Source organism: Roseibium album, from assembly GCF_965233825.1.
Classification (GTDB): domain Bacteria; phylum Pseudomonadota; class Alphaproteobacteria; order Rhizobiales; family Stappiaceae; genus Roseibium; species Roseibium album.
In genome coordinates this window covers 3,956,572-3,982,597 of record NZ_OZ247583.1, presented here as the reverse complement: position 1 = coordinate 3,982,597, position 26,026 = coordinate 3,956,572, and the positions used below count along the sequence as shown (strand labels likewise).

At 55.5% G+C, this 26,026-nt stretch carries 26 protein-coding genes; 9 read left to right on the top strand and 17 right to left on the bottom strand.

Annotated elements, in window-relative coordinates:
* Position 1: 1 nt before the first annotated feature.
* Positions 2-967, bottom strand: a complete 966-nt coding sequence (gene miaA / locus ACO6TI_RS18145) for a tRNA (adenosine(37)-N6)-dimethylallyltransferase MiaA (protein ID WP_321207064.1) — start codon at positions 965-967, stop codon at positions 2-4.
* Between miaA and serB the strand changes: the two genes are divergently transcribed.
* Entirely contained in the window at positions 951-1,841 is an 891-nt protein-coding gene (serB, locus tag ACO6TI_RS18140) for a phosphoserine phosphatase SerB (protein ID WP_104703645.1), read from the top strand. The genes miaA and serB overlap by 17 nt on opposite strands.
* A 37-nt stretch (positions 1,842-1,878) precedes the next feature.
* Here serB and ACO6TI_RS18135 read toward each other — a convergent pair whose 3' ends face one another.
* From ACO6TI_RS18135 to ACO6TI_RS18105, 7 genes are all read right to left on the bottom strand, one after another.
* On the bottom strand, positions 1,879-2,772 hold the full coding sequence (locus tag ACO6TI_RS18135; RefSeq protein WP_422383023.1) for a hypothetical protein: 894 nt from the start codon (positions 2,770-2,772) through the stop codon (positions 1,879-1,881).
* Between the two features lie 417 nt (positions 2,773-3,189).
* Positions 3,190-4,680, bottom strand: coding sequence for a Do family serine endopeptidase (locus ACO6TI_RS18130; protein WP_055117259.1), 1,491 nt, complete (start codon positions 4,678-4,680; stop codon positions 3,190-3,192).
* Between the two features lie 129 nt (positions 4,681-4,809).
* A complete protein-coding gene (locus ACO6TI_RS18125; protein ID WP_055117261.1) occupies positions 4,810-4,995 on the bottom strand; it encodes a DUF2065 domain-containing protein in 186 nt (61 codons plus the stop codon).
* Entirely contained in the window at positions 4,992-5,924 is a 933-nt protein-coding gene (gene hflC / locus ACO6TI_RS18120; protein WP_055117263.1) for a protease modulator HflC, read from the bottom strand. The genes ACO6TI_RS18125 and hflC overlap by 4 nt, the downstream gene beginning before the upstream one ends.
* Before the next feature lie 2 nt (positions 5,925-5,926).
* Complete coding sequence (gene hflK, locus ACO6TI_RS18115; protein WP_055117264.1) at positions 5,927-7,126, bottom strand: FtsH protease activity modulator HflK; 1,200 nt, start codon at positions 7,124-7,126, stop codon at positions 5,927-5,929.
* A gap of 211 nt (positions 7,127-7,337) precedes the next feature.
* Positions 7,338-7,814 (bottom strand): GNAT family N-acetyltransferase, encoded by a 477-nt coding sequence (locus tag ACO6TI_RS18110; RefSeq protein ID WP_422383022.1) that lies wholly within the window; start codon positions 7,812-7,814, stop codon positions 7,338-7,340.
* A 21-nt stretch (positions 7,815-7,835) separates the two neighbouring features.
* Complete coding sequence (locus ACO6TI_RS18105; RefSeq protein ID WP_104703642.1) at positions 7,836-8,348, bottom strand: dihydrofolate reductase; 513 nt, start codon at positions 8,346-8,348, stop codon at positions 7,836-7,838.
* A 159-nt stretch (positions 8,349-8,507) separates the two neighbouring features.
* Here ACO6TI_RS18105 and ACO6TI_RS18100 point away from each other — a divergent pair, with 159 nt between their 5' ends.
* Positions 8,508-8,882 (top strand): TfoX/Sxy family protein, encoded by a 375-nt coding sequence (locus tag ACO6TI_RS18100; protein ID WP_104703641.1) that lies wholly within the window; start codon positions 8,508-8,510, stop codon positions 8,880-8,882.
* Positions 8,879-9,559, top strand: a complete 681-nt coding sequence (locus ACO6TI_RS18095) for a TIGR02453 family protein (RefSeq protein ID WP_422383021.1) — start codon at positions 8,879-8,881, stop codon at positions 9,557-9,559. The genes ACO6TI_RS18100 and ACO6TI_RS18095 overlap by 4 nt, the downstream gene beginning before the upstream one ends.
* A gap of 152 nt (positions 9,560-9,711) precedes the next feature.
* On the opposite strand, the gene ACO6TI_RS18090 is transcribed toward ACO6TI_RS18095, so the two are convergent.
* The 3 genes from ACO6TI_RS18090 to ACO6TI_RS18080 form a co-directional block, all read right to left on the bottom strand.
* Complete coding sequence (locus tag ACO6TI_RS18090; RefSeq protein WP_029066400.1) at positions 9,712-10,032, bottom strand: antibiotic biosynthesis monooxygenase family protein; 321 nt, start codon at positions 10,030-10,032, stop codon at positions 9,712-9,714.
* A 93-nt stretch (positions 10,033-10,125) separates the two neighbouring features.
* A complete protein-coding gene (locus ACO6TI_RS18085) occupies positions 10,126-11,337 on the bottom strand; it encodes a trans-sulfuration enzyme family protein (RefSeq protein WP_409857951.1) in 1,212 nt (403 codons plus the stop codon).
* Between the two features lie 30 nt (positions 11,338-11,367).
* Positions 11,368-12,303: a LysR substrate-binding domain-containing protein gene (locus tag ACO6TI_RS18080; protein WP_422383020.1), complete on the bottom strand. Its 936-nt coding sequence runs from the start codon at positions 12,301-12,303 to the stop codon at positions 11,368-11,370.
* Positions 12,304-12,422: 119 nt separating this feature from the next.
* On the opposite strand from ACO6TI_RS18080, the gene ACO6TI_RS18075 reads away from it, so the two are divergent.
* Together ACO6TI_RS18075 and ACO6TI_RS18070 are read left to right on the top strand one after the other, a co-directional pair.
* The gene (locus ACO6TI_RS18075) at positions 12,423-12,611 is read left to right on the top strand and encodes a YdcH family protein (protein ID WP_208992942.1); all 189 of its coding nucleotides are present in this window, start codon (positions 12,423-12,425) and stop codon (positions 12,609-12,611) included.
* A 36-nt stretch (positions 12,612-12,647) separates the two neighbouring features.
* Positions 12,648-12,845: a hypothetical protein gene (locus tag ACO6TI_RS18070; protein ID WP_082442826.1), complete on the top strand. Its 198-nt coding sequence runs from the start codon at positions 12,648-12,650 to the stop codon at positions 12,843-12,845.
* Positions 12,846-12,960: 115 nt separating this feature from the next.
* On the opposite strand, the gene ACO6TI_RS18065 is transcribed toward ACO6TI_RS18070, so the two are convergent.
* From ACO6TI_RS18065 to ACO6TI_RS18050, 4 genes are all read right to left on the bottom strand, one after another.
* Positions 12,961-16,059, bottom strand: a complete 3,099-nt coding sequence (locus ACO6TI_RS18065; protein ID WP_422383019.1) for an efflux RND transporter permease subunit — start codon at positions 16,057-16,059, stop codon at positions 12,961-12,963.
* Between the two features lie 33 nt (positions 16,060-16,092).
* Positions 16,093-17,187, bottom strand: a complete 1,095-nt coding sequence (locus ACO6TI_RS18060; RefSeq protein ID WP_055118515.1) for an efflux RND transporter periplasmic adaptor subunit — start codon at positions 17,185-17,187, stop codon at positions 16,093-16,095.
* Positions 17,188-17,206: 19 nt separating this feature from the next.
* The gene (locus ACO6TI_RS18055) at positions 17,207-17,761 is read right to left on the bottom strand and encodes a TetR family transcriptional regulator (protein WP_108872665.1); all 555 of its coding nucleotides are present in this window, start codon (positions 17,759-17,761) and stop codon (positions 17,207-17,209) included.
* A 165-nt stretch (positions 17,762-17,926) separates the two neighbouring features.
* Positions 17,927-19,537, bottom strand: coding sequence for an EAL domain-containing protein (locus ACO6TI_RS18050; protein WP_209003741.1), 1,611 nt, complete (start codon positions 19,535-19,537; stop codon positions 17,927-17,929).
* Positions 19,538-19,725: 188 nt separating this feature from the next.
* Between ACO6TI_RS18050 and ACO6TI_RS18045 the strand changes: the two genes are divergently transcribed.
* Positions 19,726-20,622 carry a sugar kinase gene (locus ACO6TI_RS18045; RefSeq protein WP_422383018.1) on the top strand — a complete coding sequence of 299 codons (897 nt, stop codon included), beginning with the start codon at positions 19,726-19,728 and terminating at the stop codon, positions 20,620-20,622.
* 142 nt (positions 20,623-20,764) lie between these two features.
* Here ACO6TI_RS18045 and ACO6TI_RS18040 read toward each other — a convergent pair whose 3' ends face one another.
* Together ACO6TI_RS18040 and ACO6TI_RS18035 are read right to left on the bottom strand one after the other, a co-directional pair.
* Positions 20,765-21,520, bottom strand: coding sequence for a hypothetical protein (locus ACO6TI_RS18040; RefSeq protein WP_108872667.1), 756 nt, complete (start codon positions 21,518-21,520; stop codon positions 20,765-20,767).
* The gene (locus tag ACO6TI_RS18035) at positions 21,517-22,425 is read right to left on the bottom strand and encodes a VPLPA-CTERM sorting domain-containing protein (RefSeq protein WP_196998631.1); all 909 of its coding nucleotides are present in this window, start codon (positions 22,423-22,425) and stop codon (positions 21,517-21,519) included. The genes ACO6TI_RS18040 and ACO6TI_RS18035 overlap by 4 nt, the downstream gene beginning before the upstream one ends.
* Before the next feature lie 240 nt (positions 22,426-22,665).
* Here ACO6TI_RS18035 and ACO6TI_RS18030 point away from each other — a divergent pair, with 240 nt between their 5' ends.
* The 3 genes from ACO6TI_RS18030 (at position 22,666) to ACO6TI_RS18020 (ending at position 25,968) form a co-directional block, all read left to right on the top strand.
* The gene (locus tag ACO6TI_RS18030) at positions 22,666-23,631 is read left to right on the top strand and encodes a sigma-70 family RNA polymerase sigma factor (protein WP_144436142.1); all 966 of its coding nucleotides are present in this window, start codon (positions 22,666-22,668) and stop codon (positions 23,629-23,631) included.
* 401 nt (positions 23,632-24,032) lie between these two features.
* The gene (locus ACO6TI_RS18025; protein ID WP_104704148.1) at positions 24,033-24,518 is read left to right on the top strand and encodes a RidA family protein; all 486 of its coding nucleotides are present in this window, start codon (positions 24,033-24,035) and stop codon (positions 24,516-24,518) included.
* A gap of 274 nt (positions 24,519-24,792) precedes the next feature.
* Positions 24,793-25,968 carry a hypothetical protein gene (locus ACO6TI_RS18020; RefSeq protein ID WP_208992800.1) on the top strand — a complete coding sequence of 392 codons (1,176 nt, stop codon included), beginning with the start codon at positions 24,793-24,795 and terminating at the stop codon, positions 25,966-25,968.
* The last annotated feature ends 58 nt before the right edge of the window (positions 25,969-26,026 follow it).

The following is a 26,026-nucleotide window of genomic DNA, read 5'->3' as shown; positions in this document are numbered from 1 at the left end:
ATCATTTCGGATCCAAAATATCACCAACTTTAATTCCGACTGATGGATCAACCCGTTGCCAATCCGGCATCTGATTGCGGAACCAAGTCTCCTGCCGCTTGGCATATTGCCGCGTTGCAACAGTAAGCCTGTGGACGGTTTCTTCATAACCCGTGTCGCCCGACAGATAGTCACGAATCTCGGCAACACCGATGGCCCGCATGGCCGGTAGTTTTGGGGACAATCCCTGCGCGAGCAACGACCTGACCTCATTTAATCCATCCTCCGCCAGCATGAGTCGCGCCCGCCGCTCGATCCGCTCATGCAACCATGGGCGAGGTGGAGAAAGGACGACCCGGACACAGTCCGTTCCTGAAAGAAACGGAGCAGATTGGGCCGAGACCTGCCAGTCGCCAAGCGGTTTACCTGTTGCCAGCAGCACTTCCAGAGCCCTTGCCAGACGCTGCGGGTCCGCAATGGTCACCGCTGCCTCGCCGTCCCCCTTTTCAACCAGCGCTTTCCTGAGCCCTTCGACTCCTTCGCGGGCCGCAAGTCCCCTCGCCTCGTCGCGAATTTTGTCGGGTATGTCCGGCATGTCGGCAAAGCCTTCCGTCAAAGCCTTGAAGTATAGCCCGGTCCCGCCGACAATAATCGGCATGTTTCCCGATGCCTGAACTGAAGCAACCTCCTTCTTTGCCGATCTCAGCCACGCACCGGTCGAAAACGCCGTCGAAGCGGGCAGCATACCGTACAGCCGGTGTTGAACCTGTTTTTCTTCCTCCAGCGAAGGGCGCGCGCTCACAAGTCGCAGGTCTTCATAAAGCTGCATGGAATCAGCATTGAGAATCACACCGTTCAGCGCTTTGGCAACCTCCATCGCCAGTGCGGACTTGCCGCTCGCCGTCGGGCCAGCTATCAGAATGGCTGAAGCCTCAGCAGGCTGCTTCCTCTCGTGTTTCAGGAATTCATCCATGCCTTTAGTTGCCACGTTGGTGTCTACTCCGACAGCCCCCGCCGTCGATCAGGATCTTGTCCGACGCGCCCAGGAAGCCCTGGGGGCGAGCGAGACTGCAACGGTACTGAGTACCGGTGTCGCAGCCGATATCCGTTTCGAAGGCCCCAATGCAAGTGCCGCCATGACACTTTTGCGCGAAATCACCGGCACCGCGCCAGTGGATATCTTTGTGCAACCGGAAGAAGGACGCCGCAAGCTCCTTCTTATCGCCGATATGGATTCCACGATGATCCGGCAGGAATGTATCGATGAACTCGCGGCAGAACTGGGACTGAAGGAAAGAATTTCCGACATAACAGAGCGGGCTATGCGGGGAGAAATCGAATTCGAGCCGGCCCTGCGGGAAAGAGTTGCGCTGCTCGCCGGATTACCGGTTTCCGCGATCGATACGGTGCTCAGCAACCGGATCGTCTTGATGCCTGGTGGGCGCACGCTTGTTCAGACCATGAAGTCCAACGGTGCCTATTGCGCCCTTGTTTCCGGCGGATTCACGCATTTCACCCGTGCTGTGGCCGCGATGATCGGTTTCGATGAAAATCAGGCAAATACACTTCTTGAAACGGACGGGCGGCTTGCGGGGAAGGTCAGTGAACCGATCCTGGGCCGTGAAGCAAAGCGTGTCCGCCTGGAAGAGCTTGTGAGCCAGCAGAAATTGTCCTTCGAGGACACGCTGGCCGTGGGCGACGGCGCAAATGACCTGGCCATGATCGAGCGGGCCGGCTCAGGTGTCGCGTATCGTGCAAAACCGGCAGTCGCGGAAATTGCTGATTTCAGGGTCGACCATGGCGATCTCACAGCGCTCCTCTACCTTCAGGGCTATTCTGAAAGCGAGTTTGTCTTGAGCTGATCTGAATTCACGTGACCTCGAGTTGTCTGCATTGAATTCAGGAAGACGGCGCGAGACGCTGTTTGAAAACCAAGGCGAAAAATGACGCCTCTTTTGCTTCTTTTGTGATGATGTGTTTCCTGTTGTTAGCCAGATTCTCGACGCAGGAAAGTTCCTGGTCGTATTGAATGTCAATTTTCGCCCGTGATTTCTGGTAGTTCTTCAGCTTACCCTTTTGGAGCCAGTACATTTCACGTGTGATGGCATTGCCCATCGAATAGATCCGCACGTCGAACACCGATGGGTTGTCCAGAAGGCGGGAAATCGCTCCGGGACCATAGCGCCGGTAGCCATGGTAGCGATGTTCGACAAAACTGCACGTCGCGGGCACAAAATGAACGTGTTGGATTTCTGAAGGCTCTTCGACTGTCAGCAGGTCAAGAAATGAGCGGTCATATTGAATGTGCTCCAGTACCGACTGTGTGAAAACGCTGGTAGCCCCTTTGAGCGCAATGCAATCTTCGCCAAGATTTGCAACGGAAAATGTCACACCCGGCTTCTTCATGCCTTTCCAGGAGCCGCGCTCCTGAATGTCACAGCCCTGATAATCTTCGTAGCCGAGCGCTGCGTTCAGGAATTCCGAGTATGATCCAACGCCACATCCCAGATCAAAAATCCGGGGTTTTTCTGGAAATATCCCGGGAAGTTGTTCGAGTATAAAGTCAAAACACAGCGCGCGGGTCGGACTGGCACGCATGATCGCTTCGCCGAAATGGTGCCTCAAGGCCTCAATGTTCAGAACGGGAACATAAGGCTCGACATCAACCGGAAAAGTTTCGAATGGCAGGCGACGCCGTTCAATCCAGGCATTGAACCGGTATTGGAGTTTCTCAAGTTCATTGAGCGGAATGTCCCCGCTGATCCGTTTCCAGGAACTGCTTCTTCCGGTCATCTGAAATTCACTCGTCTTTCAAAACTGTTTTTGAACACATCGCAATTTCGCAAAACGCATTCCGTCAGCCATCTGTCCTGCGCCTCGAAAGGGGCACTTGCCATTGCAGCCGTTTCGCGAGGTTTTTAACGGTATCGGTTCCAAATCCAAACAAAAAAGATTTGCCGATCAGGACGCAACCAGGTGCAGCTGCGCTCGACACCTGGTGCGGGAAAGCACACTCGACACAAAGCAAGCGACACCAGGTACCAGTTGATGTGAAGCAATTTGAATATTTCACCGCGGGTCCCGGGGAGACCTGCTGGTGACGGCGGAAATGTATCCTTGAGCCAATTGCGTTGCATAGCTTAAATCTTAAAACAAAAAGGGCGCCGTTGCCGGCGCCCTTTGTCAGCTCGAGAAACTTGCGTTCCCGATTTATTCGTCTTCGATCCGTACGGGAACGAAACGCACGTCTCCGGTCGGGTTGGCAAGTAGCAGGAGCGCCGAGCGACGGCCGTCATCCTTCAGCTTGCCAATTTCCGTTTCCACATCGGTCGGGGTTTCAACAGGTTCCTGGGCGACTTCCTTGATGACGTCACCAGCGGTGATCCGCTTTTCAGCCGCAGAGGAATCCGGTTTGACTTCAGTCACCACGACACCCGTAACATCCGCGTCGATGGAGAACTGCTCACGCAATTGATCGTCCAGTTCCGCAAGCATCATCCCGAGCACTTCGCTCTTTGCAGCCGGTTCTTCCACGGGTTCTTCATCTGTCTCGACACTGGCCTCGGTCGGAGTGTTTTCCTCCAGGCGCTCAAGGATCACATTGATCTTGACCTCGTCGCCCTTGCGCAGAACAACCACTTCGACTTCCTTGCCGATCGCAGTCTCGGCTACCATACGCGGCAACTCGCGCATTTCCTCAACATCCCTGCCATCGAACCTGATGATGACATCACCTGCCTCGATTTTGGCCTTCGCTGCCGGCCCGTCATCCGTGACACCGGCAACCAACGCACCCATCGCTTCACTCATGGCAAGGCTTTCGGCAATCTCGTCGGTTACTTCCTGAATGCGAACACCAAGCCAGCCGCGCCGGGTTTCACCGAATTCGCGTAACTGGCCGATGACCCGCATTGCAGTCTTGGCCGGAATGGCAAACCCGATACCGATTGACCCACCCGACGGTGAGATGATCGCCGTGTTGATGCCGATCACATTGCCTTGCATGTCAAACAGAGGGCCACCGGAGTTCCCTCGGTTGATGGACGCATCCGTCTGGATGAAGTTGTCATATGGACCGGAATTGATATCGCGGTTACGTGCGGACACGATCCCCACGGTAACGGTGCCGCCGAGCCCGAACGGATTGCCGATCGCCATGACCCAATCACCGACCCGAATGGAGTCCGAATTGCCGAAATCAACGGCTTTCAAAGGGGTTTCCGGCTCTACCTTGAGCACCGCGAGATCTGTTTTCTCGTCCGTGCCGATAATCTCGGCGCGCAGTTGGGTTCCGTCGTTGAAATTGGCGGTGATCTCATCCGCACCTTCAATCACATGATTGTTGGTGATGATGATGCCTTCCTTGCCATCGATCACAAAACCGGAGCCGAGAGATTGAACACGGCGCGGTGCCTGATCGTTGTCCTTGTTCTGCCGGTTGAAGAATTCCTCGAAGAATTCCTGGAAAGGAGATCCGTCGGGAACCTGCGGCATCGGGACGGACCTGCGTCCCTGAACGGTTTGTGCGGTTGAAATGTTCACAACAGCATCACCAAGATTTTCAGCCAGATCCGCAACCGAAACCGGTCCTTGGGCCTGTGCGGTCTGGACAGGCTGAAACGCAATCATTCCGCCCAGCATGAGACCCGCCGCGGCAAACGCGATCCGGGTCATGCGACGGCGAACAATATTTGGAGCCATAGGGCTTTCTCCTCATCCCTGCCGGTTCGGCTGTCTGAAAGGCAGTATCAGCCGATAGTGTCTTAGGACATGTAGTCAAAATATAGAACGGGCGGGAGATTTTTGCCTCTCCCGCCCTGAAACTTTTCGTTATCCGCGTATGATCCACACAATAATCAGGCCCATCGCGGCGATCGCCAGACCTGTCATGCGCAAAGTCTGGTTCGATGTTTCCAGCGCACCCCGCATGATGGTTTTCATACCACCCGGCAGAACTGCGTAAAGAATACCTTCAATCACCAGGACCAGCCCAAGCGCGGTCACAAAGTCGTTCATTGCGCGGCAAGCGACGGCGAGCGTGTCGACACACCGGTACCGTCATCATCGCCCGAACCTGGAAGCGCAGCGCCGGCCGGGTCCTTGAAGAACCGGAAGAAGCTGGAATCCGGCGACAGGACGAGGCTGGTATCGCCCGACTGCAAGCCGGCTTCATAGGCCTGCATGGAACGATAGAACGCGAAGAAGTCCGGATCGGCACCAAATGCCTCGGCGAAGATCTTGTTCCGTTCAGCGTCGCCATCACCGCGGATGATTTCCGAATCCCGTTTCGCTTCGGCAACCAGAACAGTTGCGTCACGATCGGCGCGCGACTTGATCCTGCGGGATTGTTCTTCACCCTGCGCCCGGATCTCTGTCGCCTCACGCTGACGTTCTGTCTGCATGCGCGCGTAAATGGCCTGGGAGTTCGCGTCGGGCAAGTCGGCCCGGCGGATCTTCACATCGATCACCTCGATGCCAAGTTCCTCTGCATTCGCGCTGACGTCACGGCGGATGTTTTCCATCACGCCCGACCGGTCGTCACGCACGAGCGCAACGAAACTGGTCCGGCCGACTTCTGACCGCAGTGAGGATTGCAACAGTGTTGACAGGCGCCGGTTGGCCGTCAACACATTCTGGACGCGCTGGTAGAACAGAACCGGATCCGAGATCTTGTAACGCGCAAACGCATCCACGATCAGTCGTTTCTTGTCCGAGGAAATCGGCTCGAGAGGCGGCATGTTCAGGTTCAGGATACGTTTGTCCAGGTAAACAACGTTCTGGACAAACGGGATCTTGAAGTAGAGGCCGGATTCGGTTTTCGGTTGCTCGATGATCTTGCCGAACTGCAGGACCAGTGCCTGCTGCGTCGGATTGACAACGTAAACGGACAGATATCCGACCACTGCGACGACAACGAGTAGAATTGCTAGAATACCGCTACGCATGATCAGTTACCTCCCGTGCGTGCGGACGGAGTCGAGCCGCGTCCGTTCAAATCGTTCAGCGGCAGGAACGGCAATACGCCGGAGCCTGAAGTTTCGCTGTCGATTATGATCTTGTTATTGGAACCAAGCACTTTTTCAAGCGTCTCGAGATATAGACGTTCCCGGGTCACGTCGGGTGCTTTCTCATACTGCTCGTAAACCTTGGTGAAACGCTGTGACTGACCCGTCGCTTCCGCGATGGTCTGATCCTTGTATGCGTTTGCATCTTCCAGAACGCGTGCTGCCTGACCGCGCGCTTCGGGAACAATCCGGTTGGCGTAGGCTTCAGCTTCGTTGCGGATACGCTCCTGGTCGGCACGGGCCGCCTGAACATCCCGGAAAGCCTCGATGACCTGGGCCGGCGGGTCAACGCGCTGCATCTGCACTTCTGAAATCTCGACACCGGCATTGTAGGCATCGAGCGTTGTCTGCATCAAGGCCGCCACATCATTCTGAATGGAAACGCGGTTTTCGGTCAGGATCGAATCAATATTGGATCCGCCGACGACCTCGCGCATGGCGCTTTCCGCCACGGCTTTCACTGTTGAAGCAGGCTCTTGAATGTTGAAGAGATAGTCCGTGATGCCTTCGGTGGTGTTCTTGATCCTCCAGAGAACCTTGAACCCGACATCGACGATGTTTTCATCACCGGTAAGCATCAGGCTTTCTTCGGGAATGTCCCGCGCACGGACCGCACCGGACGTGGAATAGGTCTCGTCCACGCCAACCGTCGTTTCACGCTGCAACTCGACTGCGGGCTTGTAGACCTCACCAATCGGATAAGGCAGGTTGTAATTGAAACCCGGCGCTGTCAGTCCAACGACCTTACCAAGAACGAGCTCAACACCGCGTTCGCCGGAATCAACCGTATATATGCCCGTAAACAGCCAGCCGATGACGCCAATACCAATGACGATCAGGATGCCGGCAAGGCCGAGACCACCGCCGCCGCCGCCGCCAGGTAAAACAGACTTCATGCGGTCCTGAGTTTTCTTCAACAACTCTTCCAGGTCGGGCGGATTGCCACCGCCGCCGCCGCCACCCCGGTTCGGACCGCCGCCCCATGGGCCGCCATTGTTTCCACCACCGCCGCCCCATGGGCCGCCATTGTTTCCGCCACCCTTCCAGGGGCCACCGCCACCTGACTGATTGCTCCAAGGCATCAAGACTTCCTTCTGTGAACTCCGGCAGCACCTGCCGGACATGGGCATGTGCCCGTTCTGACTCACCGTTGGTTATAGGGAGGTTACCGGACGCTTTCAATCAAAAGCCCGGCCGACACCCTACGCAAAACCCGTACGTTTTCCCGTGCCGCAGGTGGGTGTCGATTGTGGCGCTGTCAAGTCGACCGCGCCGAAAGTTTCAGACAAAAGGTTAACCGGGCCGTTTGCCTTGGCAGATCATGTCGATATGCAGTATGCCGTCCTTGATATATTTGTCCGATACCGTTTCAAATCCCAGAGCATTGTAAAACTCTTCCAGGTGCGCCTGCGCCGACAGGTCAATCGGACAACCCGGTGCAATTTCCCCAGCCTTTTCAATCCCTGCCAGCATCATTTTCCGGCCAAGCCCACTGCCCCGCTGCCCGGACGCAATCACGACCCGACCGATCCTGGCTGTTCCGACATCCGGTTCGGCGAACAGGCGTATGATTCCCACAAGATCGCCCGCCGTCCTGGTGCGCACAAGCAAATGCAACGCATCCAGGTCCTTGCCGTCGATATCCTGGTAGAGCGATGTCTGTTCCAGAAGAAAAACATCCTGACGCAGTTTCAGGACATCATGAACATCGATCGGACCCAATTCCTGCAACCTGGCCCATCGGGCGTCAAAAGATTCGTCAAATTCCATGTCGGATTTACCCGATTTGCGTCAGACCTTGCGGCGATAGGTCACAAAGGCAAAATCTGCACTGTCTTTTTCTGATCGCTTGCCTTCAATCCTTCGGGTCTCGCGCCAGACCGCAGGATGTATCTCCGGAAATCGGGTATCGCCGTCAGGCCGCGCATCAACCTCGGTGATTTCGAGACGGTCGGCCTGTTCGATCACCTGGGTATAAATCTGGCCACCACCGATACAAAATATCTCGTCGACATCCATTTGTCCGGCGAGTTCACCTGCCCGCTTCAAAGCACCTTCCAATGACGTCGCCGTTTCAGCGCCGTCCGGTGCGTAGTTCCGGTCACGGGTGATCACGATGTGCGGGCGTCCGGGCAAAGGCCGTCCACCGAAGGACAGAAAGGTTTTGCGGCCCATAATCATCGGCTTGCCGAGCGTCATTCGCTTGAAGTGCTTCAGGTCGGACGATAGCGTCCACGGCATGTCATTATCCGCCCCGATAATCCCGTTGCGGGCAACCGCGGCTATCAGAACAAGTTCCGGCAAGGGCTTCTCCGAATCCGGTTTGCATTTTCCGGCTCGCCTCCTAGCATGTTTTTCCGTCGCCTGAGTACATTTCGACCAATTTCTCGATGCAGATTGTCGGATTTGACCGACATCCCACGTCCTTGATGAGAACGCCAACAGGAAAAGGGAAAACCGGATATGTCAGACCTGATGGAGACCGTGCTGATCGAGCGCACCAGGGAATTGATCCCGGACGACAATGTCGAGCAGAAGAAGATGTTCGGTTCGACCTGCTTCATGGTCAATGGCAACATGCTTGTTTGCGCGTCGAAGCGCGGGTTGATGGCACGTGTCGGCAAGGATCAGGAAGCCGAAGCTCTTTCAAAGCCTCATGCTACTCCCTGCCGGCCGGCAGGACGCCCGATGCCGGGTTTCATCCGGGTCGAGCCTGAAGGCATTGAAAGTGACAAGGACCTCAAGAGCTGGGTTGATCTGGCACGAAACTATGTTTGTACACTGCCACCCAAGCAAGCAAAGCCGAGAAAATCGAAATCCGGAAAGGCAAGACCATGAGCGCGGCGGGATTTGCACCGGAAACCTTCGCGTTTCTCAAGTCACTCAAGGACAACAATGCAAAAGACTGGTTCGACGCCCACAAGGCCGACTACCAGCGCTTCGTCAAGAAACCCTCGGACTTTTTTCGCAGCGAAGTCGCGCGGAAACTCGCTGAACTCACCGGCCACGAGATCGTCTCAAAACAGTTCCGGATCAATCGCGACCTCAGGTTTTCCAAGGACAAGACACCCTATAACACCCATATCCGTATGGCCTTCTGGCCGAATGGCGGAGCCTTCGAAGGCCGTGATGCGCAGCCGCCGAGCTTTTTTCTTTCCGTTGAACCCGACCACATACGGTTCGGAACTGGCTGCATGGCTTTTTCGAAACCGGCTCTCGGCTCATACCTTCAGGCGCTCGAAACCGGGAAAGGTGAAGAAATCGAGAGGCTGCTCGACCAATTGAACAGTGAGGGATTTGATCGGTCAGAACCCGACCTGGCAAAAGTGCCGCGAGGGTTTCCGAAGGATAACCAGTTTGCCGACCTCGCACGCCACAAGGGTCTCGCCGTCTGGAAATCGATTGAAGACACTGATCAGCTGATCGGCGATGCAGCCCCGACATTCATAGTGAGTTCATGGAACCCCACATTGCCGTTCTGGCAGTGGCTGGCGGATCTCTCCGGGAGCGGGTGAACAAGAGAGCGGCAAGCCTCACAGCGCTCGCGTGAGGTTCAACCACTAGATCGAATTGTCCATGTCATGACACTTCGTAGCGACCCCCCTGATATCGAGTTCCATCGGCGCTTGCGACTTCACCGCCCGGCTGTTTCATGGCCGAACGGCATTCAGTTGAAACTCTCCGCGACGTCATACATTACAGGCTCGAAACTCTTGCACAGAGCATGGATGCTGCGGTTGCGGTCGCGCATTTCCGGTGTCCGCAACATGGCAAGAAAATCTTCGCGCCTGCGCCACTGGGAATAGTTGGCAATTCGGGTTTGGGCGTCGTTGACATGGAGCCCTGCGCCTATGAACCCTGGCTGATGCCGTATGAAGTTGTCATATGCGTCTTTCAGCTCATCCAGGAGGTCGTAGCAGGTGCCCGGCGTCATCTCGAAGGTCGTGATTACGGTCTGGCAATCGCTGTTGCTGGAAATCTCTGGCATAGCTCTCCTCCTCTGCCTTTGTATGAAATGCTGGCATGAAACTCGAGGAGCGGCAACAAAGAGTACACCATCCCCGGGTTTTTTGGACGTGCTTCAACCCAATGCCCCGTCAAGGTCGGCAATCAGGTCTTCGGCATCCTCCAATCCCACGGACAGACGGAAGATGCCGTCACCAGCAAATTCCCGGTATGAATTCAGCTGATCTCCCTGAAGCCGGAACGACGTCTCCATCAAGGGATCGGTCTCCATCCAGAAAACGAGCGAACGATGGTGCCCCAGAGAAACCGCATAGTGGATCACCTCCAACCGGTCGATCATCTGCTGCGCGACGGTTCGCCCAGTTGGTGCGTTGCCAACCTGAAAGGAAATCATCCCGGAAAAATTCGTCATCTGGCGCTTGGCCAAATCGACCTGCGGATGCGACGGCAATCCCGGATACATGACCCGCGTCACCTTCGGATGGGTTTCCAGCCATTGGGCAACCGACAACGCGCCTGCCTGATGTGCCTTCATGCGCAAGGGCAAGGTCGCCGCGCCGCGCGCAATCAGCCAGGCGTTGAACGGCGACAGGACACCGCCGTGATGTATCGCGGCTTCGTTTCGCATCCGCGCAATCAAGTCAGCCTTGCCGGCAACTGCACCGCCAACCGCGTCGCCGTGACCGCCAATATACTTGGTGATCGAGTGCATGACGAGATCGACACCCAGCCCGATCGCATCCATCCCGAGAGGCGAGGCAAATGTGGCGTCGCAACTCAGCAGCGCTCCAACCTGACGTGCAAGAGCCGAGACCGCTGAAAGATCCGTCAGGCGGGTGATCGGATTCACAGGTGTTTCGGTGTGAACGAGTGTCGTATTCGGTCGAAGTGCCGCCGAAACAGCTTCCAGATCCGACATGTCGACAGTGGTGACTTCAACGCCCATGCGCGGCAGGGTATCGCGTGCGAGTTCCGCGACACCGGCATAGGAGACGTCGGAAATGACAACATGATCGCCCGAAGACAGAAATGTCATGAAAATTGCGGTTGCCGCAGCCATTCCCGACGCCAGGCAAAGACAGGCTTCTGCGCCCTGCATTGCCGCGATCTTTTTCTCCAGCATCGCAACCGTCGGATTGTTCCATCTGGAATAGATGAAACCGCCCTCCTCCTCCAGATCGTGCGCTGAAAATCCGGCCAACCGGTCACTGACAAATGTCGAACTCATGTGCAACGGGGGGCTTGAGGCACCTGTCGCAGGATCCGGCCCCTCACCAGCATGAATCGCCGTGGTCATCGCACCTTTGGTTCGATTGGTCTTCGACATACCGGTTCCCTTGCTCTTTGGGTACACCGATCAGGTGTCCGCGGCCTCCACACCTTCTGCCTGCATACTCTTAACCGCCTCCAATGCAAGGGAAAGCAGTTTTTCATAATGCGCTGCGCGGGAACTGCCGTCGCGCCAGACGAGATACATTACCCTGTGCATGGCGATCCCCTCGACCTTCTTCAAAAGGAGGTTCGGCTCCTTGGGAAACTCGGAGGCAATATAGGCTGCCGGAAACAGTGCAAGGCCCATTCCGATCGATGCCATCTGGCGCAATGCATCGAGGCTCGTCCCCTCGTAATCCTGCAGAAATTCAGCACCGGCTGCGCGGGCAAGCGCCTGCACATCGTTGTGCAAACGGAACCCTTGACCAAGCGAAAGGAGCTTTTCGCCCTTGAGAAGGGAGACCGGGACGACTTCAAGGCCAGAGAACGGATGGCCGCGCGGAACAGCGAGCGATACGCTTTCGTGACAGAGCTCCCGCTCAGTCAGTTGTCCCGATGGAGCAATATCCGGTGTGATGATGCAATCCAGTGCCCCGGCGGCCAATCCCTCTTCCAGCAGATTGGGACGGTCTTCGCGGATGTAAAGCTCCAGATCCGGAAAGTTCCGCTTCAAAATCGGCAGCAGGTAAGGCATGAAATATGGCCCAAATGTGGGTGACACACCAAGACGGATCAGCCCGCCGAGATTTTCACGGCCCGCATGGGCAACGACCACAATTTCGTCCAAACTTTCAAGAGCCTGCCGGGCGAGTGGCAACAGGCGTTCGCCAGCCGCCGTCAAGCTGATGTCGCCACTGCCGCGTTCCAGCAGGCCCGCGCCCAGGTTTTCTTCCAAGAGCCTGAATTGTGAGGACAAAGTGGGCTGGGAGACATTGCATTTTTCAGCGGCCTTGCCAAAATGCAGAGTCTCGGCAAGGGCTATAAAATAATCCAGCTGGCGCGGGGACGGTCTGAAGCGCATTGTGGCCTACCTTGCAATTGATTTTTTCTATCAACCCAATACAAACAATGTATTTCTTCTATACATAAACAACCCCATATCCTGGGTGTCAACACGAACACCCAACGATGTGGAGGTAGATGATGTATAACCGCTTGAAATCCTTGCGCAGCCAGCACAACACCCTGGATTCCCTGATCCGCAGGGAGCACCTACATCCCTATCCCGACTCGCAGCACATTCGATCCTTGAAGAAGTTCAAGCTCCGCCTTCGCGACGAGATCTCGATGATCGAAAACAGGTTGAACGCCAGCCAGTTCGCCCATTGATCCGAATAGTATCGTTCCCAAACGAGGAATAGAACCATGAACCCGTTCTGGCCCTTTACGGCCCTACCTGCTTTGCAACCTAAGTTTACCCGCCAGACTAGGTTGCAAGACCTGGAAGCACGTATGTCTTCCTTCCTGTCTGAAAAGCAGGCGTCGAGCACCAGCTGCCCCAAGGTGCTCGACAATATCAAGGTCGCCAAGTCGACCGTCCAGCGTGAGTTGGCCACCGGCTGATTGCCCGGCCCGAGTTTCTCCTTCCGAAACCGGAAGTGCCACAGCAGCTGGATCAACCCGCCCGCGCAGGCCCCGCGGGCGGGTTTCATCTTTTGAGCGAACGCACCCTTTCACGCTACCCAGCCGTGACCGGGGCCGGTACCTGATCACTCATGGTGTCAGCCTTTTTGGGCGGGCGTACCCTGAAAAACAGAGCGTACAGCACCGGAGCCGCGATCAGCGTCAGTATCGTTGCAAACGCCAGTCCCCCCATGATCGTCACAGCCATGCCCCGGAAAAACGCGTCGGAAAGCAAGGGCGCCATGCCGAGAATTGTCGTAACTGCGGCCAGCATCACGGGACGCATACGCGAAACGCTTGCTTCGACAATTGCAGCATATTTCTCACGGCCTTCTTCAATGAGCCTGTCAATCTCTTCAAGCAAAACGATCGCGTTCTTGATCAGCATTCCGGAGAGCGAAAGAAACCCGAGAAGCGACATGAAGCCGAAAGGTGTATCGGTTGCCAGCAATGCGATCGCAACGCCGTTTATGGACATCGGCACCATCAGCCAGATGATCAGAGGTTGACGTACCGAGCCGAACAACAGGATCGAGATGATCAGCATAACCAGGAACCCGAGCGGCAACTGCGCACCCAGGGAAGCCTGGGCATCGTTCGTGCTTTCGTATTCACCGCCCCATTCCAGCGAATAACCGGGCGGCAGCGATATCGCCTCAATCTGAGGACGCACCCGCGCGAGCGCCGCCGTAGCCGTTTCGCCCGCAGTCGTTTCCGCCTTGACTGTCAGCGTCCGGACCCGGTCGCGACGATGGATGAGTGTGTCCTGCGGCTCCATGGTGAACTCGCTCACGACCTGATCGATCGGAACGTACCGACGCTGACCGGCACTCCAGACCAGGGAGTCCGACACGCTTTCGTTGACCGAGATACCTTCCGGGCCTGCCTTGCGGGCGACAATCGGAATGCTTTCGTCAATGTCACGATAGGAGCCGACCTGAACGCCTTCTGTCGCGAATTGCAGCGAAAGCGACAGTTCTTCGCGGGTGACACCGGAGATGCGTGACCGATCCTCGTCGAATATGGGACGCACCACGAGTTCGCGTTGGCGCCAATCCGTATTTACGTCTGCAAGCTTGTTCTGCGGCAACAAGAAAATCGCTTTCGCCTCGTCGCCCAGACGTTTGAGAACATTTGCATCGGGACCGGAGAACCGGGCCTCCAGCTTGGCGCCGCCGCCAGGTCCGAACACAAGACGTTTGGTGATGATCTGGGCAGATGGAAAACGTTCAGCGAACTTTGCACGCAGATCGAGAGCCAGCACGTCAATGTCGTCCCGGCTGTCGGTCCGTATGAGCATGTGACCATAGGCCGGATTTGCGTCCTCAGGTGCGTAGGTCAACATGAATCTGGTCGCACCGCCACCGGCAAAACTGGTGACTGTGGCGACCCGTTCGTCTTCCAGAACGATTTCTTCCATGTCCTTGAGATCCGCTTCGGTCGCACGAATATCAGTCCCCTGGGGCGACCAGTAGTGGACGTAAAAGATCGGTGTGTTGCTGTCCGGGAAAAATGCCTGTTTCACGTTTCCGAACGCCATGACGCAGGCAACGGTGATGCCAACAAGTGCCAGGACGGTCAGCAAACGGACATGCAGTGTGCCGACCAGAAATCCGCGGTAGATCGTATAGAGAATTCCCTTGTAGGGATCGTGATCATCCAGGTTGCCGCTTGCGGTACGGAAAAAGTACTTCCCGAACAGCGGCGTGACCGTGACCGCAAAGACCCAGGACAACAACAACGAGATTCCGATCACCGCAAAAAGCGAAAACAGGAATTCACCGGTCGCATCCGGAGAAAGACCAATTCCCGAGAATGCCATGATGCCGATGACCGTCGCACCAAGCAGCGGCCACATCGTCTGTTTGACCACGCGGCTGGCCGCGTCTATCGCCTTCTGGCCCCGCTGCATGTTGATCATCATGCCTTCCGCCACGACAATGGCGTTGTCAACCAGCATGCCCATGGCAATGATCAGGGCTCCAAGAGAGATCCGCTCCATTTCGATGGCAAAGATACGCATGAAAAGGACGGTTGCCATAACGGTGAGCAAAAGAACGGTGCCCACCACCACGGCCGCGCGCCATCCCATGAAAAGCGCGAGCACACCGATCACAATAACGACCGAGGCAGCCAGATTCAGGATAAAGCCGTTTACCGAGGCGTCGACCACGACATTCTGTTCGTAGATCGGGTGGATCTGCATACCGATGGGCAACTGCGCTTCGATTTGCGCAAGTTTTGCAATGACCCGGTCACCGACATCGACGATGTTTGTTCCGTCAACCTGGGAAACACCGATGGTAACGGCCTCATGACCGTTATGACGTATCAGTCTGCCGGGCCGCTCCGGCTCTCCGAGTTCCAGGGTCGCGATATCGGACAGACGTATCATCGCGGTTGAACCCGGGCGCCCGACGACAAGGTCCTCGATCCCGCGGAAATCGTCGAATGCAGACGGTGTCATCAGGCGTATACGTGACTGGCCCGAAACGGCCGAACCGTTGGTCTGAATACGGTTTTCCGCGTCAAGGACACCGACAATATCGGTCATGGAGATCCCGAGACCCGCCATCTTGTCCTGATCGACGTCCAGATAGATAACATCATCGGGTTCGCCGGCGACCTCGACCTTGCCGACACCGGTTACAGCCAAGAGTTCGCGCCTGATACGCTTGACCGTGTCGCGAATGTCGCGATTTGTATATCCGTCGGCGGTGAACGCGTAAAACAGACCGTAGACGTCGCCGAAACTGTCATAGACAAGTGGCGTCCCCGCACCTGACGGCAGATTGCGAACTTCATCCCCAACCTTGCGGCGCAGTTCGTCCCAGACCTGCGGCAGCTCGGAACCGTCGTATGTCGGCTTGATTTCCACACTGATGCGCGACAGGCCCGGTTCGGAGACGGAACGGATCTGGTCAAGCTGCGGCATCTGCTGAATGGCCGTCTCCAGAACCTCTGTGATTTCATTTTCCACTTCGGCCGCGGTTGCCCCGGGATAGCCGGTGATAACCTGGGCTTCCTTGATTGTGAAAGCGGGATCTTCCAATCGGCCGACGGAGGTCAATCCCCAAAGACCGCCGAGAAGTGCCATAAGGACGATCATCCAGGTGTTGACAGGTTTTTCGATGGAATAGCGTGCAATGTCCACGGCTTCTGATCCTCTTAACGTAGTGGAACTGGATCAGCGCAAACGGCGCACGACCTGGCCGTCACTCAAATAGGCGACGCCGGCGGAAACGATTTCATCTCCCGGTTCAAGGCCGGTACGTACGGGGATGTAGTCTCCCATGATGGTACCGATCTCGACAGGTTGTTTTGAAACGCTGCCCGTGTCTCCGGCAAATTTCCAGACATACGTCTCGCCCTCCCCGTCAATGGCAACCGAAGCTGTTGGAACGAGAAACTGTTCGCCGAGTTCCAGGCCTTCAGGAACGAGTTTCACGATTACCGAGGCCGTCATGCCAGGTGCGAGCTGGCTGACACCCTCACGCGGCATCGCAAGCGTTATCCGGTAGGTCTGGGCGACATCGTCAACCTGGCTGGAGTGTTCACGGTACTCGAGCGGAAACAGTTTTTCGCCATATGCGGGAAACTTCGCTTCTATGGAGGACACTTCCGACGCGGTCACGCGGCCAAACAGAGCTTCGGCGACGTTGATGTCGACCTGCACTTCCGAAACGTCATGCATCCGGACAACGGGTGTACCGACGCTGACCGTTGTGAAGTTGTCAACAAGGCGCAGCGACATGATGCCGTCGAATGGAGCCTCCAACGACGTATATTCAAGGTTTTGCCTGGCTTCCCTGAGCCGTTCGATGGCGAGGTCGTATTCGTTCTTTTGCTCGTCGTAAGACGACTGGGAAATCACGGAGCGATCCTTAAGCGTCCCCAGGCGATCCAGCTCACGCTTTGCCTGTTCGACATTGATTGTCGCCTCACGCACGGCCCGGTCGTAGTCCGTTGTATCAAGACTGGCGATCAGATCGCCTTTCTTTACCAGCTGGCTTTCCAGCACCGGCAACTGAAGCAGTTTCCCCGGCACCTGGAATGACAAGTCAACAGTCTGAACCGCGGCAACACGTCCGGCAAATCGTCGTTCAACCAGACCGATCTGATCGGTTACGGTAAATATTTTTGCTGGTCTCGGCGACGCGTGAAGCTTGGCTTCAGCCTCGGCGACCGGATTTGCAGCATCGTCCTGACAGGCAGCCAGAAGGCCGGCGCCCAGCAGGAGCCCGGTCCAGCGGACAAGGGGAGCTCTTTCAAGTGCAAACATCTGTTTTTCCGTCCTGGTGTTAGTCCTGCTCGAGGCGGTGGCGAAGTTCCTTCAACACCTCAGCCCGTTCATCTTCCGTCAGTATCGAAACGCAATGGGCAACGGAGAAATGCAGCCCCTCCAGGCTCGCCCAGATTGCCATTGCCCTTCCGAATTGATCGGTCTCCTGTGCAATTGCGTTTTTCAGTCCAGTCTTGACCCTCAGGAACGGTTCGCTGAGTTCGGGCCGGTCCGCGGTCGTTGCCAGGACGGCCTGCGCCACGTCGCGTTTTGTCTCCAACCACCTTTCGGTCACGTCGATCATTCCACAAAGGGTTGGCGACCGTGATTGCAGGTTTTTCGTTCTTGCCTCGAGCACATCGGCTTCGAACTGGCCGACAAGAAACTCCACCATGCCGGTGATCAGGGCATCCTTTGTCGGAAAGTTGTAAAGAACGCCCCCTTTTGAAAATCCACTTTCTTCAGCGACGGCGTCAATCGTCAGGCTCGGCGCTCCAGATCGCCGAATGACTTCAATTGCTGCGGTCAGTATTTCAGATTTCGAGGTCTGTGCATTCCGCGAAGGTCGGGCCATTTAGTATACCGTCCAGTCAGTACAGTTCGCAGTCAAATATACCGTCCAGCCGGTACAGTAAAGCGTTTTTATGCAAGGCTGCATTGAAGCACGCGAGACGCTGCCCCCAGACGAACAAGCTGACTACGGGAAATGGTTGTCAAAGGTGCCGGTATTGCAGGATGATCAGGCAGCTGCATCCGCAAGAGCGGCTTCGTTGGCGGCCTGTTCCGCCGCGGCTGCCTCAGCAGCCAGACGCCCTCGTTCACGGGCTTCTTCTTCCGTACGTGCAGCGAATTCGATGAATTCATTCGCCGGCATTGGCTTGGCGAAATAATACCCCTGGGCAGCGGTAACACCCAGTTCGAGCAGACGTTCGATCTGCTCTTCCTGTTCGACACCTTCAGCAATGATGCCCATCCCAAGATTGTCGGCAAGTTCAACCATGGAATCAACAATCGTGGTGGAGTTGTCGTCGGAACTGATCGTGTCGATAAACATCTTGTCGATCTTGATGATGTCGACGCCGAGCTTCTGCAAATATGCCATACCACCGTGACCGGTGCCGACGTCATCCAGCGCAATGCGAACACCGAGCGCCTGCAGCTCTGCCATGATCTTGCGGGCCTGTTCCATGTCTTCCAAAGGGTGCCGCTCTGTTACTTCCACGACGATCTGCTGGAACGATATATTCGAATTTTCAAAAATGGACTTGATGTCGGCAACGACTTCACGATCCTGGAAATGGCCTGCAAATAGGTTGATCGACAGCTTGAAGTCCGGATTCTCGCCATAGAGCTCACCAACTTCCTCACAGGAAACGCGCATCATGTGCCGGGTCATGTCAAAGATATGACCGTTGTTTTCAGCGTAAGCCATGAACTGGCCCGGCGACACGATCGTGCCATTGGGACGGCGCCAGCGCATGAGCACTTCACAACCACGCAACCGCAGGCTCTCGATATCCATAACAGGCTGATAAAAAGGAATGAATTCTCCATTGCTGATCGCTGCAATGAATTCGTCATTGGCCTCGCTCTCTGGCCGCCAGGACAACCAGATGCCGATTGCGACGAACAAAACCGCGATCCCGGCGCAAGCTGCTGCCGCAACGACCTTTAGATCCTTGACCACATAAAGGGCCGCCGATGCCGGCGCGGTGATCCTGGCAACGAGCGGGTAAAGCTCTGAGGTGACATCAACGCTGAGAACACTTTCCGGACTCGATTCCTCGGAATTGTAACCGCCGACATTGTACCACAGCAGATTGTCGCCAAGACGCAGCTCCGCCCTGCGGTAGGAACGCAGATATTCCGGTCCGGGGTCCATCGCTATGACCGCCGGGGTAACTTCGGCGAACAAGCGTGTCTGATCTTTCAAGTCCCAGCTGATTACCGCCGCCCGGGCTCCCAGGTAATCCCGGTCCAGCATGCCGATACCGACCAGCGGCCCGTCTGTCCTGACCGGTGGCAAGATGATCTTGCCGGCCAGTTCACGATCCGGAAAGATGCACATGCGTTGCCCTGCGGCATCCGCCAGACCGATTGCATCGATCATGCCGTGTTCGACAATCAGCTTTTCATAGATCACCCGATCTTCGGCACTGCATGTCTGCACACCGTCGCGGTCGAGCCGTTGAAGGAGCGATACGGTCGTGCTGATGGCTTCCTCGGCGCGATGGATCGACACCTGGCCCATCGCCTCCATCTCGGTGATGGCGCGCCGCTCGGCGAACTGGTTCAAAATGATGTTGATCGCAAAGAGCGGAGTTGTCGCCAGAACGAGGGCGATCAACACCGTCTTTGCAAAGCCAACGTACCGGAAGGACAAATCAGGGCCTGTTTACCAATATACTCTTTGTGACCATGGCCGATCTGGGTAAACAAGGACTGAATGTATTGCAGTTTCATCGAGATCAAGGCAGCCTGCGCTCAATATGCGATCAGGTGCTGTTATCGAAACTGACTTGGTGATGGGAGAATCTCATGCAGGCGCTGTTTATCGGACAAGCCTATATCGACGTTACGTTTTTGACCGACAGCTTCCCGACTGGCGACGAGAAGACCATCGCCAAGGACTATGCAATCAGTTTTGGCGGAAACGCTGTAACGGCCGCTTTTTGTTGCGCGAAGCTGGGGGGCAAGCCCGATCTATTGTGCTCGCTAGCAGACGATTGGCTGGCTCGCATGTTCCTGGACATGGCGTCCACCTACGGGATCTCCGTTCACGGCAGGAAAGTGAAGGAATCGTCCTTGTCCTTCATCATGCCCAAATCCGGAAAGAGGGCCATTGTCAGGTGCCGCGACAATGACTTCCTGCACCCCTTCCCGCCCCTGACACTAACGGGCATGAAGGCCTTGCATCTTGATGGCCATATGCCCGACGCAGCGCTGCATTACGCGGCAACGTGCAAGAACATCGGCGTTCTGACCTCCCTGGACGGTGGCGCTGTCAGGGAAAACACCGATGAATTGCTGGAACACATCGATATCGCCGTCGTATCGGATCGGTTCTGCCAGCAACTCGGCAAAACAACGGGGCAAACGCTCGAATACCTGCGATCCAAGAACTGCCCTGTCGGGGCCGTGACGCTCGGAGAACACGGCATGGTCTGGTATGAAGCCGGCGGACCGGACAAACTTCTGCCCGCGCTCAACGTGCCCATGCAGAAGGTTGTCGATTCCAATGGCGCCGGCGACGTCTTTCATGGCGCCTATATCGCCTCTTATCTCCACTCGCCGGAACGCAGCTGGACAAAGCATTTCGAGTTTGCGCGCGGGGCTTCGACGCACGCCATCCAGCATCTTGGCAACGAAGCCAGTCTTCCAACACTGGAAGACGTCGACAGGGCCAGCGGCGACTTTCCCGAAAAGGCGGCTTGATCAGGGGCAGAACCCATTAATCCTGAAGGCCGCAATGACAGCTTCGAGCCCATTTTACAGGATACTGCGAGCTGCGCGAACAGGTGCATTGCACGGTGAGCAGACGTTGGCCTGAACGAAACAGCTCACCAGTTCACATCATTCATCCAGAAGAGTGTCCTTTGACTCGCCCCCCTCCAAGAAACCCAATTCCGAACAGTGAGAAAATCAGAAGAAGCCCGCTTGCGGGCAGCGGAACAGCGGCAACTTCAGCTGCTTCCCCAACCAAAATCGGCCGCACTTCCAAGAAAAAACCTGTATCCTGTGCGCCCTGCAGTAGACCCGAGTTGAATATCGTTTCAACCTGACTTGCATTCAAAGTGGTATGTCCATTTGGTATTGCTGACATCAGATTTTCGATGTCGAAATTAGTTTCGAAAAACGGCGGTTGCCCTTGACCCTCGTGTTCAAGTCCAAGCAAATGCCCAATTTCATGTGCGATAACTTCGTCTTGAACGTTTAAGAGTGGCCTTGTAATCGCAAAACTGTTCCCGCTGCCGATGCCTTCTGCGATGCCGAATGCAAATTGACCGTATGCGCGGATCGAATCCACCAAAAACAGATTGATCACTGGTTCTGGATCGCCCAATGCAAACAAGTCGAAGAGATTCCCAGTTTCGCGTATTTGCGGGGAATTGAATGGGCTGCCTGTGAAAGAGAAATCCAACCGAACGCTTAAAAGGTCGGGTCTTGCAAGCGTTTGGGCCGGCAGCACCCGGATATCGATGGGTGATTGGCCAAAACTTGACTGGCCGTAGATCGCATCCAGCGCGGCCTCATCCAAAATGACTGCATCTATTGTGGCCGCCTGCGCGTGAACTGCAAAAAACAGCGCGAAAACAGTGAGCAAGCGTTTCATTTTACAGCCTTCCTGCACACCGTTCCGAGCCCAGCCAAAGCACCAACAAGCAGCCAGGCGCTAGCAGGCAATGGAACCGGTGTTGGGCTATCGGCAAGCGAGTAGCGGTTGTCCACGATCCACGGTTCGTCAATATCGATGAAATACCCCTCGGGCACATTGAAGACGTCGCCTTCAAGAGCGAAGGAAACGCTGTTGCCCCCATTGGCAAACCCGACTGCTTCAAGACCTGCCAACAAACCGCCCGCACTGCTGGCCAATCCAAAGGTAACTGATCCTGTTTCACCAGGCCGCAAAAGCACTTTTGGTGTGGTTATTGCCCCGGACAGAGCTTCAAATTCGGAGTCTTCGCCTGCATTTACCGCCACACTGATGCGTTCTTCGAAAGTATAGGAAAGTGCGCTGTCGGAAATCGCACCAAAGGCGCGCAAGCTTGCTGATGTCCGCTGCCCCGGGTTGAGAAAGGCTCCTTGATCGCTGAAGAGTGCTTTACTGTCTGCAGTCACGCTTCCGCTCGCATGCAAATTTATCGAGACCGGAACGGGCGCAACACCGACGAAGCCGGAGCGGAGGGTGAACTGATATGTGACCCAAGCAGACGCGTTTGCACTTCCTAGATTTTGCTGTAGGACATTATCTGAGCCGGGGTTCACCACCAAAGACTGTACCCGCACCGTTCCGGAATTGACGCTTGCAATAGCCGATACAGCACATGCACCCGATGGCCCGGTTCCTCGACTGGCGGCAAGTGAGAGACCCGTTGTCGAAAGCGTAGTGCTTTGAGAATCCGGGGAGCCTAAACCACACGATGCAGTAACGCTCGCGTTGTGCAATGTCGCAGCAGATGACGCTGATGCTAGGGAAATCGTAAAACCAGAAACCAAACAAAGAAAAATCGTTTTCATAACAAGGCCTTCAATTTAGCGGCGATGCAGTTGCCGTGTTAAAGATCGAGAGGAAGTTGTGATCCGCATTCCCTCGTCAATTAACTCACACACACAAATTTCACGCTCCGTGCTTCCACAATTTTTCTGGCTCGCCGTGTCACCACAAATTGCCCGACAGCCCCTGCCAGTTGTGTGCCTATCCACAATTCACTATTCGTTATTCACTATTCAATCCTCTTAAAGGGTAGGTTTTGACTTATGGCGGAAACACTTAGAGCGCGCGCCATGCGGGCAGGTGATGGCGCGGCGGTGGTTGAGCTGTGGAAACGATATTTGCCGAACACCGAGAACTGGGATGCGTGGTTACCTGATCTTCTGGAGCAGCTGGTCCAGAAGGACATTGTTCTCGGCGGTGTGGTTTTTACCGACAGCACGCAACCGCGTTGTGTCGCGGCTGGAATTACGTGTTTTTTGCCGCAAAGCACGGTCGACGATTTTGTTGCACGCCCCAAACCTTATCTGAACCGCAGATTGCTGGTTCGGTTTCGCGACGGTGACACATCCGTTTTCCTGTCTCCAGAAGAACAGGCGCGCCAAAACGCTGATGCTGGGTTGGAAATGTTTGTTCTCGAATACTGCCAAGAGACGTTTGACTTCGAACAGCAGTGGGCTCATGAGATTTTGAACGCGATTGTTCCTGTCTATATTGCGTCGCATACTGGATTTAACATCAAACGATGCCTTCATGAAACCGAGCTTGTCGTGGGACATATCCAGGAGGCGGGAGGTAATCCGTTTCTGTTCGAAGTTGCCCCACAAGACCCATTCAGCCTATCGGATATCGGGCATGGCCCGCGCGGAGTTTATGGCGTGTCTCGTGAAAGTCTGACTGCGGACAAAGCGACGGGAATTGCAAAGTCTCTTTTGTATTGTCAGTCTCCCAAATTCCAATTGGTGTTGCAGGAACAAAAGCTTGTTCATCACGCCCTTGAGGGACTTACGGATGTTGAGATTGCAGAAGCCATCGGAGTTTCCCGAGACCGGGTCCGGCAGATTTGGCAGCGCATCTATGCGCATCTTGAGGATGTTGATCCTGAGTTCTTTTCATCTGTTGCATCACCCGTTGAAGGCATGAAGCGAGGCGGGGAAAGGCGGCGTGTCTCCGTCGCGTACTTAAGATCCCATCCGGAAGAGCTGAGGCCACGAGTCTTGCGCCGAAACTAGAGTGGTCGGGGATTTGCTTGCAACTGCAGTTCTTTGCAAGGCCTGCCAGGCGACCTGAAGGTGAAACAGTTAACAGCGTCTTGGTACACGATCCGGATTTGTTTACATCGCTTTGACTCGGCTTTTTATGAACCGACGCACAGTGTTTGGTATCAAGTCACTTTCGTGTCTTCGGGCAAAACCTGATCAACTCTTGGCATTTCCTGCCACCTTGGCGAAGAGCTCAAAGCAACCATTCTATTTGGAAACATCAATGGCAGCTTCGTCCGAGTTGCCGTGATTGGAAACCGCCAAGCACAGATTTACCCAGCAGAATCGGCTAGATGACCGGTAGTGGCCCGTTGCAGACACATGAGACATTGATTGTTATGGTTCCGGCACACTGAAAAGGAAAATTGCGAATGTTTTCGCCAGAACAAAGACTTCAGGATCTCGGATTACAACTGCCCGCGGCAGCAAAACCGCCACCTGGCGTACACTTGCCGTTCTCATTCGTTAACGTGCGTGGCAACAGGCTGCTGTTCTCCGGCAGCCCCAAGAGCGCAAAAGATGGAAGCATTACAGGTCCATTCGGAGTGGTCGGAACAGATTTCAATACCGACCAGGCATATGCTGAAGCTCGCGATATTGCGCTATCGGTGTTAGCCAATATCAAGGCCGAAATCGGTGATCTTTCCAGGATAGCCGGTTGGACACGGGTCTTCGGCATGGTCGCTTCAACACCAGGATACACTGAGCAGCACCTGGTGATAAACGGCTTCAGCGATCTCATTATTGACGTGTTTGGACGTGACGTGGGTCGCCATGCCAGATCCGCGATTGGAGTTGCGGGACTTCCATTGGGATTTGCGATGGAAATCGAGGGGGAAGTTGAGATTTATCAGTGAACTCAACAACAGGTTTGTGCGCCTTGCTTTCCTTGACACTTGATGCAGCAAATGTCGTATTCGAGCCGATGTTCCGCAACACGCTCGAATGTCGGCATTTTGCGTCGCAGCAACTGTCTTCTTTTGGATCAGTCAATGAGGCCTGACCCAAATTTGTTTGAAGAAATTGCCTCCGTTGGTTGCATCAGACCGGTGCGGCACGGTCCGGCTTTCATCTTGCCTCTGCTTCAAACATGGAGCAAGGTGAGCGCGCCTTATCATGGTGGAGATTTATATGATGTTTTTTCCCGCGCCCCGCATTGCCATCGGCCTTAGCGCCGCAGTCAGCCTGATCGCGCTTCAGGTCACGGCCGCCAATGCCTTCGACCCGACCGGCAACGAGGTCGCAGATGCCTTTTTGTCCGTTCTCGATGCTCAGGAGGGTACCGTTGAAAGCTACGGGTCTGTCAGCGAGTCCGGCAACGCGGTCACGATCCAGCAACTCGTCATCAAGGACGAAAATGACAAGGACACGAGCGTCACGATCGCGTCGACAGTCCTGACCGGTGGAGAATTCCTCGACAACGGTCGGCTCAAACTCGAAAGTCTCGGGCTAGAAAAGCTGGACCTGAACGCGGATGATGGAGGCATGTCGCTTGAGACGATGAGCGTCACGGGTCTTGTCCTGCCATCAGCCAAGGAGTCCGCCGCCAACGCCTCGCCCGTCAGCCCGGGTTACAAGACCTTCGACGTCAAGAATATCCAGGTGCGGGATGAAGATGGCAAGATAGCCGACATTCAGGCGATTTCCTCTTCCATTGACAGCATGGACGGCGACTTGCCGACAGCAGGAAGCTTTTCCCTTTCCGGTGCGACAATAGACGTGAACGAACTTGAAGTGGAAGAAGCCAAATCTCTCAAGGATCTTGGATACGAGACCCTGACACTGGACGTCTCCGCTTCGGGCCGGTGGGATCCTGAAGCAGCGATCATCAACATTCCGGAGCTGAAGATCGACGCGAAGGATGCAGCCAGCCTTTCGCTTGCCTTGTCCCTGGGCGGGGTTACCCGTGAAGTGGTCGAGCAGCTTGAAGAGAAATCCGAAAAGCCTGAAGAGGCCATGGCACTGTTGCAGAATGTCACGGTCATCAATGCGAAGATCCGCCTGGACGATGAGACCCTGACCGGGCGCATTCTTGACCAGGAAGCACAGAAGGCGGGTGTCGAAGTGCCGGTCTATGTCGCAGGATTGACGGGAAGCCTGCCCTTGATGCTTGGCATGCTCCAGAACAAGGAACTTGAAGGACAGGTTGCACAGGCTGTTACCGAATTCCTGACGACACCCGGTTCGCTTCAGGTTGTTGCAGCACCTGCAACACCTGTTCCCTTCTCGCAAGTGATGGGAACGGCAATGCTGGCCCCCCAGATGATCCCCCAGATCCTGTCAGTCGGCATCACTGCAAACCAGTAGAAAACAGATCTTGAAAAACAAAAAGCCCGGGCGTTCCCGGGCTTTTTCTGTTTTCCCT

What these genes read in the sequence shown, in the direction of transcription:
- serB (WP_104703645.1), top strand. Translation starts at nt 951, where the DNA reads ATGCCTTTAGTTGCCACGTTGGTGTCTACTCCGACAGCCCCCGCCGTC.
- ACO6TI_RS18135 (WP_422383023.1), bottom strand. Translation starts at nt 2,772, where the DNA reads ATGACCGGAAGAAGCAGTTCCTGGAAACGGATCAGCGGGGACATTCCG.
- ACO6TI_RS18130 (WP_055117259.1), bottom strand. Translation starts at nt 4,680, where the DNA reads ATGGCTCCAAATATTGTTCGCCGTCGCATGACCCGGATCGCGTTTGCC.
- ACO6TI_RS18125 (WP_055117261.1), bottom strand. Translation starts at nt 4,995, where the DNA reads ATGAACGACTTTGTGACCGCGCTTGGGCTGGTCCTGGTGATTGAAGGT.
- hflC (WP_055117263.1), bottom strand. Translation starts at nt 5,924, where the DNA reads ATGCGTAGCGGTATTCTAGCAATTCTACTCGTTGTCGTCGCAGTGGTC.
- hflK (WP_055117264.1), bottom strand. Translation starts at nt 7,126, where the DNA reads ATGCCTTGGAGCAATCAGTCAGGTGGCGGTGGCCCCTGGAAGGGTGGC.
- ACO6TI_RS18110 (WP_422383022.1), bottom strand. Translation starts at nt 7,814, where the DNA reads ATGGAATTTGACGAATCTTTTGACGCCCGATGGGCCAGGTTGCAGGAA.
- ACO6TI_RS18100 (WP_104703641.1), top strand. Translation starts at nt 8,508, where the DNA reads ATGTCAGACCTGATGGAGACCGTGCTGATCGAGCGCACCAGGGAATTG.
- ACO6TI_RS18095 (WP_422383021.1), top strand. Translation starts at nt 8,879, where the DNA reads ATGAGCGCGGCGGGATTTGCACCGGAAACCTTCGCGTTTCTCAAGTCA.
- ACO6TI_RS18090 (WP_029066400.1), bottom strand. Translation starts at nt 10,032, where the DNA reads ATGCCAGAGATTTCCAGCAACAGCGATTGCCAGACCGTAATCACGACC.
- ACO6TI_RS18085 (WP_409857951.1), bottom strand. Translation starts at nt 11,337, where the DNA reads ATGTCGAAGACCAATCGAACCAAAGGTGCGATGACCACGGCGATTCAT.
- ACO6TI_RS18080 (WP_422383020.1), bottom strand. Translation starts at nt 12,303, where the DNA reads ATGCGCTTCAGACCGTCCCCGCGCCAGCTGGATTATTTTATAGCCCTT.
- ACO6TI_RS18075 (WP_208992942.1), top strand. Translation starts at nt 12,423, where the DNA reads ATGATGTATAACCGCTTGAAATCCTTGCGCAGCCAGCACAACACCCTG.
- ACO6TI_RS18070 (WP_082442826.1), top strand. Translation starts at nt 12,648, where the DNA reads ATGAACCCGTTCTGGCCCTTTACGGCCCTACCTGCTTTGCAACCTAAG.
- ACO6TI_RS18060 (WP_055118515.1), bottom strand. Translation starts at nt 17,187, where the DNA reads ATGTTTGCACTTGAAAGAGCTCCCCTTGTCCGCTGGACCGGGCTCCTG.
- ACO6TI_RS18055 (WP_108872665.1), bottom strand. Translation starts at nt 17,761, where the DNA reads ATGGCCCGACCTTCGCGGAATGCACAGACCTCGAAATCTGAAATACTG.
- ACO6TI_RS18045 (WP_422383018.1), top strand. Translation starts at nt 19,726, where the DNA reads ATGCAGGCGCTGTTTATCGGACAAGCCTATATCGACGTTACGTTTTTG.
- ACO6TI_RS18040 (WP_108872667.1), bottom strand. Translation starts at nt 21,520, where the DNA reads ATGAAACGCTTGCTCACTGTTTTCGCGCTGTTTTTTGCAGTTCACGCG.
- ACO6TI_RS18035 (WP_196998631.1), bottom strand. Translation starts at nt 22,425, where the DNA reads ATGAAAACGATTTTTCTTTGTTTGGTTTCTGGTTTTACGATTTCCCTA.
- ACO6TI_RS18030 (WP_144436142.1), top strand. Translation starts at nt 22,666, where the DNA reads ATGGCGGAAACACTTAGAGCGCGCGCCATGCGGGCAGGTGATGGCGCG.
- ACO6TI_RS18025 (WP_104704148.1), top strand. Translation starts at nt 24,033, where the DNA reads ATGTTTTCGCCAGAACAAAGACTTCAGGATCTCGGATTACAACTGCCC.
- ACO6TI_RS18020 (WP_208992800.1), top strand. Translation starts at nt 24,793, where the DNA reads ATGATGTTTTTTCCCGCGCCCCGCATTGCCATCGGCCTTAGCGCCGCA.